Below are 6,608 nucleotides of genomic sequence, written 5' to 3' on the forward strand. Positions count from 1 at the left end.
CTTTCTGGAACTCGTCTGAGGTCATCGACTGCTTAAAACGGCACTTCCAGGCTTTCCGCTCCTTGCATTCGCAAAAAGTGGCAACGTCATACCCTTTTTCGTCTTTACCAAGAATCACTTCCGTGTCTTTGCAAATCGAGCATTCATACTTTTGATGGCTCACTCTTCAATGTTATTTTTTGATTGAGATGTTTTATTTATGAAAAGGAGGAGAAGATATGAAGGCTTTTTTTGTGGGAATTGGTATTGTTGTAACAACTCTTCTTATTTCAGTTTTCTCGGACGATTTGACTCTCCTCTATAAAATTACAGGAGGGGTGGCTATAGCATCATTGGTAATGAGTGCTTCGATTTCCGGGGCATTTATAGACGGAGACAGGTTTGGGGGAAATGTACTTTCTGAAATAAAAGAGGACAGAAAGGAAAGATTCATCTTAACTAATAGGCTGCTATTAATTGGATTACCTAATGCTCTTACTGCAATACTTGTTTATTTCTTGATGTAAATATTTCCGATAATCTAGAGAGTCAAATAGCAATGCCTTAAAGTTCAAAGGGATATTTTGATCTATTATCTCCGTAAATGTGATTAATCTTTCAGAAGGATCCATTCTTTCTATTAAGCTAATCGAAAGCTTAACAATCTCTATCCATAAGGATTTAAGCATAAAATTTATTAAAAAGCCGTACCAGTGTAATGACAGATACGGCTTTTTTCATGCTTGAAGGAAAAAAGGATGCAAAAGCCGGTCCTCTATTTATCACAGGATCGTCTTTTCTATGTATGTTAAAGTTGTTATAAATTTCCTAGTGCTAGTATGACAAGTAAAATTGAAACACCTATCCTAACTATAGATTTAATTTAAACGGGCAGTTTTTGAGCGGAAATATAACAAACAGAATTTTGTGAATTTATGCGGACGTCTCCAAAGCCATTATTCACCAATAATTGCTCAATTTCAACAGGATCAACAGCTTTAAAATCGCTGGTTCTTTTCATTTTCTTCAGTTGTTCTCTCAGCGTAAAAGTAATAAAAATGGTACCATTTGGAGAGAGAACCCTGTTAATTTCGTTAATTCCTTTCTGAACATCTGGCCAAAAATAAATCGTGTGAACGGTAAAAACTTTGGAAAAGGACGAGTCTTGATAAGGGATTTTCCCCACACTTCCTTTCCTTATATCAACGATATTATTACGGCCAAGAGAACGATTCATTTTTTTTGCTTCCCTTACCATAGAGGAAGAAATATCAATTCCACATATTTTTTTCGGTTTATTATTTTTCGCAATATGATTAATCATTGTTCCATTTCCAATTCCAATTTCAAGAAGATAATCATTCTCTTGTATGTTCATCTGTTTGATTGTCCCTAGATTTTCTTTATGATTGCCTATTGCCATATAAGCACCTATCAAGGTAGAAAAAATTCCTCTTGGCTTACTTAATTGTTTTCCTAGCCACCTATCCAATATCGTCATAAAACAAAATCTCCTAACTATTTGAATTTTTTAAAACTGAAAATTTAGTCTTTAAAAAATAGGCCTCCTCTACACCTGATAAAAAAAGATAGATGTTTATTGGAGACACAATACACTATATGTTCATTCTTTGTTTCTTTATACGTCTTATGCCTTCGTAAATATTAAATATCGCCACGACAATAAACAGCCAAAAAAAGGTATCACCATAGCTTCTATAAGCGGCAATCGTCCAAATTAAAGCTATTATGAAAAATAAGATACTTATCTTTGGAGTAGATTTCTTATTCAAGCAGCATTCCCCCCTTAAAAACAATATATCAAACTTATGTAAAAAAATGTTGCTATTTCAGCAAAAGAAAAAGAACCCATTTCTGAGTTCTTCTTATAGCCAGCTTCTTCAACTCAAGCATCCGTTAGTTTAAGTAGAATTATTCGTATATTTACCTTTTATAATTTCTCTTTCTCTAATGACTTATTGGCCGGTGCAAACCAGCCGAGTAGAGCAATACCAACTAATACTCCATAGAAGATCAGAGTCCAAACGGTGCTGTGTGGGAAATGATGATCTAAGACACCAATGTCCTCGTGGGCAAGAGTAATTACAGCAAGTTTGACACCGACCCAGGCAACAATTGCATAGGCCGTTGTTTCCAATGCTGGACGTTGATCAAGAAGTTGCACAAACCATGTTGCGGCATACTTAATCAAGATAAGGCCAGCAATCCCTCCAAGAACAACTACAATAAACTTTCCTCCATCCATGCCGCCGAAATTACCGAGCGGTGAATCCGGAAGACCAAGGGCAATAGCAACCGCAGCTAAAATCGAATCAATTGCAAAAGCAAGATCGGCTAAACCAATCTTCCCTACTGTGGGCCAGAAACCTTTCCCTGCGGCTACCTCTGCTTCCTCTTCAACCTCCTCACGAATATTCTCATTTTCTTTCCCGAACCGGGCCTGAATGACATGCTTTAAGCCTAAGTAAAGAAGATAAGCTGCTCCTATCGCCTGTACCTGCCAGACGTTTGCGATAAAAGAAATTGCAAAAAGTGCAGCAAATCGGAAAAAGAAGGCCATAATGATTCCGTAATTTATAGCTTTTTTCTTCTGATCTTCGGGTAAATGCTTGGCTATAACTGCCAGCACAAGGGCATTATCAGCCGATAACAACCCTTCTAACCCGATTAAAATTAACAATGCCCATGCATACTCCAGCCAGATTGACTCCATCCTCATCTTTCCTTTCTAAAACTTAAAATATGATGTAAAAGTTTCGCTAACAATAGTATTACCCTCATAACCCTTGAATTACCCCCAGTTACTCACTACGTTCGTTGAACGTGGGGGATTCCTAAGTACAGAAACCTATTGGCTCCTAATTCATTAGGCTACACCCGTCAATTCCGACGGTTGGCAGTACAAATGACTTTGCAGCAAGTCTCCTGCAGTCAAGCAAGTGGTCTTAATGCGAGATGGCTAACTCATGAATATTCCGAGAAGCATTGATGTCTGCATTTTCAGAATGGCCGCAGGAGACACAAATAAAAGCCGCCTGTGTTTGACGGTTTTCTTTCGCTGTGTGCCCGCATGAATGACACTTTTGGGACGTGTGGCGGGGATCAACCGCAATGACCTGCCTGCCATACCATTTCGCTTTGTATTCCAGCATCGTGCGGAACTCAGACCAGGAAACTTCACTGATGGCTTTCGCTAATTTTTGGTTCTTCAGCATGCTTGATACGTTCAGATCCTCAATTCCGATCACATCGTGGTTTTTGATGATTTCGGTGGTGATTTTCTGCAGATAGTCCGTCCGTGCATTCGCAATCTGTTCATGAAGACGAGCCACCTTGACACGCTGTTTCTGCACATTTTTTGCCTCTGCCAACGGTCTTTTCTGCTGAGTGGCTAGACACTGCCGCCGGGAAAGAATACGTTGTGCTTTTGCCAGTTTTTCTTCTAATCTGCGAAAAAACGTTGGATTCTTGTACACTTTTCTATTCGACAGAATAGCAAAATCTTTTAAGCCAACATCAATGCCAATAGTGGAATCTGTTTTTGGCAGGTCTTTCACTTCCGTTTCTACAAGAAAGGAGACAAAATACTTGCCGGATGACGTTTTTCGCACCGTTGCATTTAAAATACGGCCCTTCACTTCACGGCTATTCGCAAATCGAACCCAGCCCAATTTCGGCAGTTTCAACCGGTTCCCGGCAATGCTGACTTCAGGATTTTGGTTCTTCTTTTCAATGTTGGTCGTGTATGATTGCACGTTGTTCCGTTTGTTTTTAAACCGGGGTGCCTCATTTTGTTTCCTGAAATAACGATCAAACGAATCCACAAGATTCTTTAAAGAGGACTGCAACGCATGCGAATCTACTTCTTTCAGCCACTCCAATTCTTTTTTCAGCTGAGTAAGATGCGAAGAACAGACATTAAAAGAAAGCCCTCTTCCAGTTGTTTTATACGTTTCGTTCCACAAGGATAAAAAGCGATTAAATACAAAACGGCTGGAGCCTATTGTTTTGGCAATCAATATTTCTTGTTCTTTGGACGGATATAATCGAAATCGATACGCTTTATTGACCTGCAACGCCAAACACCTCCATCCATCTTTTTATTATCACTATTTATAAGGATTATTTTATCGAATTTGGAATAAAAAACAAAGGCTGTTGCTTCACAAACCGACATTCACCCCGCCACTTATCATCGGGCTTTGCCCTTCACATGATTGAAGTGGGGGTACTCTTCCGGTAAAATTTGATAGAATACGGCTTTATTCTTAGACATTTTCTCCTCTCTACTCTATTTATTATAATTTCAACAAAAACAAAAACAATTGCAACTGTAACAGTTCCTATTTATCCCAAGGCGCCAGTACACTAGTACATTGTTATGGTCATCTTATTTCCTCGTGATCTTTTTGACTATACCATAAAACATGGTGTGTTGCAGACAGCAAACTCCTCAATCCTTTGCCGGCCCTGCATTACACCGGATTCTTCTTTTCACTGCACTCTTCAATAATTTATGTTTCACTGAAAAGAACAAAAAAATCGGCTACCCTGAAAATACCCTTCTCTGTTAAAGAGCGTTGTTGATTTTCTTGTTAAAATAAAGGCACATGTTAATCTAAGAAGGGAAAAACGGCGGGAGAAAGAAATAATTCTCCCGGAAACAAAAAGAAGAAAAAAGTTTATAACATCTTAGCTGCTCGATTTTGTTGTTCTGCAAGCTTTAGCGAGGTAAAAGGCCATGAAAAACGACAGTCTTTTGCATTTTTTTAACAATGTATGATTAAAATGAGAATTGTAACATACATTTAAGTATAAGAGTTTAACAGAGAGAGGACGATAGATATGATTGTCAAAAAACGAAATGGCTGGTACCAAGCAGGCAATCATTTTGCGAAATGGACGGAAGAATCCATCTATACCGTAATACGGGTCGGCACGGCAAAAGGAAAGCCTTACGTCCAATGGTATGACAGCGTTAACATAGCGAATGCAACACCTGATTTCTTTCATCAAAATGGAAGTTATGAAGAGTATACAAAACAACAATCTGATATTGAGAAAGCCGTTTATCTTACCGTCCACTCACTTGATTACAATTCGTGCGTCACCTGTCGTGGCAATAAAGAAGTTGGGGAGATTTTGATTGAGGAGAATGTTTTAGCTGAAGACGACGTTTTCGATTTTGTTTGTTAGAATACAAATAAAATCGAAAATTGCACAGATTGAGTGTTATTATTCCCGTCTTCAAAAATACAAGTAAATTGAAACAGCCTTGGAGGGGCTTGATAAAGCGAAGTCTACGATCACGGATTATCTTACCTTTGCAAAACCCTCAGTAGAAAACGTAAAGATATTGGACCTTCCTAAGGAATTAACAAGTATCAAAAATTTTATTGAACCTTATGCCGCTATAAATAATGTGAAAATTGAAATGAGTTTAGAAGAAACCATTTATAGTGCCGGTGAAAAGGAAAAACTTCATCAGTGCCTTATAAATATCGTGAAAAATGGTATTGAAGCTATGCCTCAAGATGGAAAATTAAAAGTCGAGCTAAAACGCTTTAAAAGCAATGCCGTAATTACTATAGCAGACACAGGGATTGGCATGAATGAAGAACAACTTGAGCGTTTGGGCAGTGCCTTTCTTCACAACAAAAGATATAGGAACTGGACTTGGCACGATGGTTGTCTACAGTGTTGTGAAAGCTATGGGTGGCCAGATATATGTTGACAGCACTCCAGGAAAAGGCACAAGCTTTACTGTCCTGCTTCCAACAGTAGAAGGATTAGACACAGCCAATTGAAGAAACTATATAGCGGTGTTGATCTCTTCCTTCTTCTGAAAAGGGGTGCCAGCAAATTAAAAAAATAATTTTTCTCAAACCAGTCCTTTTTTAGGACTGGTTTTTTCTTTCTCTGACAATTATTAAAGATGCAGGAGTGGCAGGCCAAAAGCTTTGCTCTGCACTTTTGTATCCCGACTTTTTCGCTCGAAAAACTCGACTTAACCGATAACAAGAAATCAGCCATCAGCATCATTGCCCAGACAATTGGTGTTGAACCGGATTTTGCAGGAGAATGGCTTGAACAATGGCTGCTTCAATGTTCTATGGTTTATTACGGAAACTAGTGTCCCTCTTCCCTGCTTACATTGTTCCAGCAATAGTAATAAGGTTGAGTATTAAGTAATCCATAAGTGGAAAAGAGATCGAATAAAGTAGCGTTCTTTAGAGCATGAACATAAGAAGGATACGATCCGCCGCAATACGCATGATATACATGAATCAAATATACGGAACCATATCAATCCATTCTTTAAAACATAGCATTAAAGGATTCAACTCCGCTCCTATATCAACGATTCTTAAATAGTCTTCATGCAGCTCAATATAGCAAGAAAACGATTGAAATCGTATATGGTACGATGTATAACGCTCTCAATAAAGCCGTTACGCTGCGAAAGCTGAAAACCAATCCTTGTTGAAAGGGCTACGATAAAAGGGTTGTGAAAGAAAGAGAAGTCCAATTGGTGCTGCACCCCTAAAGTTAGAGTTAAAAATCTAACTTTAGGGGTGTTTTTTCTATGGTGAAATACAGCGAAGAAT

At 38.5% G+C, this 6,608-nt stretch carries 9 protein-coding genes; 5 read left to right on the forward strand and 4 right to left on the reverse strand.

Annotated features, from left to right (window positions below; all coding sequences use genetic code 11):
- Positions 1 to 218 precede the first annotated feature (218 nt).
- Positions 219 to 506, forward strand: coding sequence for a DUF5316 domain-containing protein (locus tag NLX67_RS17875; RefSeq protein ID WP_254312806.1), 288 nt, complete (start codon positions 219 to 221; stop codon positions 504 to 506).
- A gap of 356 nt (positions 507 to 862) precedes the next feature.
- Here the strand turns inward: NLX67_RS17875 and NLX67_RS17880 are convergent, their stop codons facing one another.
- From NLX67_RS17880 to tnpB, 3 genes are all read right to left on the reverse strand, one after another.
- A complete protein-coding gene (locus NLX67_RS17880; protein ID WP_254312807.1) occupies positions 863 to 1,480 on the reverse strand; it encodes a class I SAM-dependent methyltransferase in 618 nt (205 codons plus the stop codon).
- 450 nt (positions 1,481 to 1,930) lie between these two features.
- A complete protein-coding gene (locus NLX67_RS17885) occupies positions 1,931 to 2,713 on the reverse strand; it encodes a TerC family protein (protein WP_046179293.1) in 783 nt (260 codons plus the stop codon).
- Between the two features lie 232 nt (positions 2,714 to 2,945).
- Positions 2,946 to 4,076, reverse strand: a complete 1,131-nt coding sequence (gene tnpB, locus NLX67_RS17890) for an IS200/IS605 family element RNA-guided endonuclease TnpB (protein ID WP_254312808.1) — start codon at positions 4,074 to 4,076, stop codon at positions 2,946 to 2,948.
- Between the two features lie 769 nt (positions 4,077 to 4,845).
- On the opposite strand from tnpB, the gene NLX67_RS17895 reads away from it, so the two are divergent.
- The 4 genes from NLX67_RS17895 (at position 4,846) to NLX67_RS17910 (ending at position 6,133) form a co-directional block, all read left to right on the forward strand.
- Positions 4,846 to 5,196, forward strand: a complete 351-nt coding sequence (locus tag NLX67_RS17895) for a hypothetical protein (RefSeq protein ID WP_254312809.1) — start codon at positions 4,846 to 4,848, stop codon at positions 5,194 to 5,196.
- Positions 5,197 to 5,275: 79 nt separating this feature from the next.
- Positions 5,276 to 5,734 carry a sensor histidine kinase gene (locus NLX67_RS17900; RefSeq protein WP_254312810.1) on the forward strand — a complete coding sequence of 153 codons (459 nt, stop codon included), beginning with the start codon at positions 5,276 to 5,278 and terminating at the stop codon, positions 5,732 to 5,734.
- Positions 5,685 to 5,807, forward strand: a complete 123-nt coding sequence (locus NLX67_RS17905) for a hypothetical protein (RefSeq protein WP_254312811.1) — start codon at positions 5,685 to 5,687, stop codon at positions 5,805 to 5,807. The genes NLX67_RS17900 and NLX67_RS17905 overlap by 50 nt, the downstream gene beginning before the upstream one ends.
- Before the next feature lie 128 nt (positions 5,808 to 5,935).
- A complete protein-coding gene (locus tag NLX67_RS17910; RefSeq protein ID WP_254312812.1) occupies positions 5,936 to 6,133 on the forward strand; it encodes a M78 family metallopeptidase domain-containing protein in 198 nt (65 codons plus the stop codon).
- A gap of 234 nt (positions 6,134 to 6,367) precedes the next feature.
- Here NLX67_RS17910 and NLX67_RS17915 read toward each other — a convergent pair.
- The coding region (locus tag NLX67_RS17915) for a hypothetical protein (protein WP_254312813.1) at positions 6,368 to 6,608 on the reverse strand (241 nt) is incomplete at its 5' end.

The organism is Domibacillus sp. A3M-37 (assembly GCF_024213455.1).
Lineage (GTDB): Bacteria > Bacillota > Bacilli > Bacillales > Domibacillaceae > Domibacillus > Domibacillus tundrae.